The organism is Lacticaseibacillus chiayiensis (assembly GCF_004123795.1).
Classification (GTDB): domain Bacteria; phylum Bacillota; class Bacilli; order Lactobacillales; family Lactobacillaceae; genus Lacticaseibacillus; species Lacticaseibacillus chiayiensis.
Genome location: NZ_MSSM01000093.1, coordinates 1 through 2111 on the forward strand (window position 1 = coordinate 1; position 2111 = coordinate 2111).

The window sequence follows — 2111 nt, forward strand, 5'->3', positions numbered from 1 at the left end:
AGAGCATTGCCCACGCCTTCCAAAGCAAATGCAACCACAATAACAACAAATCCCAACTCATGATTCGTCAGGTTCACGCTAGCCATTAGTAATGGTGAGAGGATTAATAAAAGCAGCCCAATGCCAATGACCGATTTCTTCGTCAACCACCACTGACTAAAGTCAGTGGCTTGTGAGCAAACACCCTTCTTGCGAGTGCTTGAATCACAATTTGCACAGATACACCACTGCAGGCAGTTCGACGAACTGCTTTGTCTTACACGGCAATTACCAGTGCCTTTAGCGTCCCCAGGTTGCCATAGGGACGAGCCTAATCAGGCTAATTTAGTAATACCTTTGATCAGTATGTTCTGAGCAGCATTGTGATCGCGAATGTGATGGGTACTGCATTTAGGACACGTCCATTCTCGATCAGCAAGCCTAAGCTTATCAGTGCCTTCGGTTCCCATTACGAAGTCGCAATGATGACAGGTTTGAGTGGTATTCCTAGGATTGACCGTTACAAACTGGCGACCATAAAGGTCAGCCTTGTAAGTTAGCATGCCTAAGAAGGTACCCCAGCCTACGTCTGCGATACTCATTGCCAAGGCGTGATTTTTTAGTAAGTTCTTACTTCGCAATTCCTCTGCAACCACTAAATCGTGGTTCTTGATTAGTGTGGTTGAGACGTTGTGCAAGAAGTTCTTACGCCGATCTAGAATCTGTGCATGAATCTTAGCAACTACCAAGCGCTGTTTTTGGTAATTCTTACTGTTACGTAACGGTCGATGCTCTTTCTTTGCCCTTCGGGCACGGCGCGACAAAACACGTTGGGCCTTAGCCAGTCGTCCCTTAATCGTTCGATAGTAGCGCGGATTTGCGACAACTTTGCCATCACTGGTCGTCAAGAAGTTTTTCGTGTTGAGGTCAATGCCGGTTTGCCGATTGGTTTTGGCAGGCTTCGTGATGAACGGTGTATCAGAACCCAGTTGCATGGATAAAAAGAAACGGTCGGCAGCGTCCTTAGTAATCGTGACCGTGCCAATGCGAGTTTCTGCTTGCCGACTCAGTAATCGTTTGTGGGAGCCTTTAATGCGTAGCCGACCTAACTTAGGCACTAAGATGTGCTTGAGGTCTTCAAAGCAGACGGTCCCGTTGGTTAGCTGCGCCGTTTTCTGCTTGATATATTGGCAATTAGTTTGATAGCGCCACGCATAGCTTTTACGGTGGAATTTTGGGACGCCAGTCCCATGAACCTTCCGAAAGGCTTTCCATGCTTTGCGGTAGTTCCGGATAGCGTTAGCCTTAGCAAGACTGTCAATGCGCTTGTCTTCTAAGAATTGGAAATGATTGGACATCTGCTTGGCATTTTGCCGTAATTCAAGCTGCTTGATTCGAGCTTGAACCGTATCAATTGGCAGCTTGACTTGTTTTAATTGCCAGAGTTCTTTACCAATCGCCACCATCTCGTTATAGACGAAGCGACTGGCATCGCTGTTAAGCTTAATCAATTGCTTTTGGCGGTCACTTGGGTAGACGCGAATCTTCAGTCCATAATGATATTCTAATTGTGCCATTGACTTCATTTAATCCCACCTCTTTTCTTGCTATAATGGTATTATAGCATTAGCCAATGATGACAACAATTGAGGTGACTTTTATGACTCAAGAAAAAATCCAAGACGCGGTTTATACCAGACGCTATATCTATAACTTTCATTACCATTTGATCTGGGTAACGAAATATCGCCATCAAACTTTTGTAACTAAGGAACTGGCAGACGAAATGAAGGTCATTTTGCAAGGGGTTGCCGATAATAATGAGATTGTGATCGAAAAAATGGAAGTCATGCCCGATCATGTCCATGTATTGATCAGTTTTCCACCCAGCAAGGCACCAACCAGTGCCATCAAGGCGCTCAAGGGCAGAAGTGCCTTTATCTTTCTCAAACGGCATCCGGAAATTCGCGATTCTCAAGATTGGGGTGGACATTTATGGTCACCCAGCTACTACATGAGTACACTTGGCAACATGAGCAAGGACGTCGTTGAGAATTACATCAACAACCAAAAGTACAACGAACTGAAAAAGCGCCCTAAGAGGCGTTGAGAGGGGGCTTATCCATCCCATG

General features: G+C 45.5%; 2 protein-coding genes. One reads left to right on the forward strand and one right to left on the reverse strand.

What is annotated here, in order from left to right:
- Positions 1–314 precede the first annotated feature (314 nt).
- Positions 315–1565, reverse strand: coding sequence for an RNA-guided endonuclease InsQ/TnpB family protein (locus BVJ53_RS14755; protein WP_129302981.1), 1251 nt, complete (start codon positions 1563–1565; stop codon positions 315–317).
- A 74-nt stretch (positions 1566–1639) separates the two neighbouring features.
- On the opposite strand from BVJ53_RS14755, the gene tnpA reads away from it, so the two are divergent.
- A complete protein-coding gene (gene tnpA / locus BVJ53_RS14760) occupies positions 1640–2089 on the forward strand; it encodes an IS200/IS605 family transposase (RefSeq protein ID WP_129302982.1) in 450 nt (149 codons plus the stop codon).
- Positions 2090–2111 lie beyond the last annotated feature (22 nt).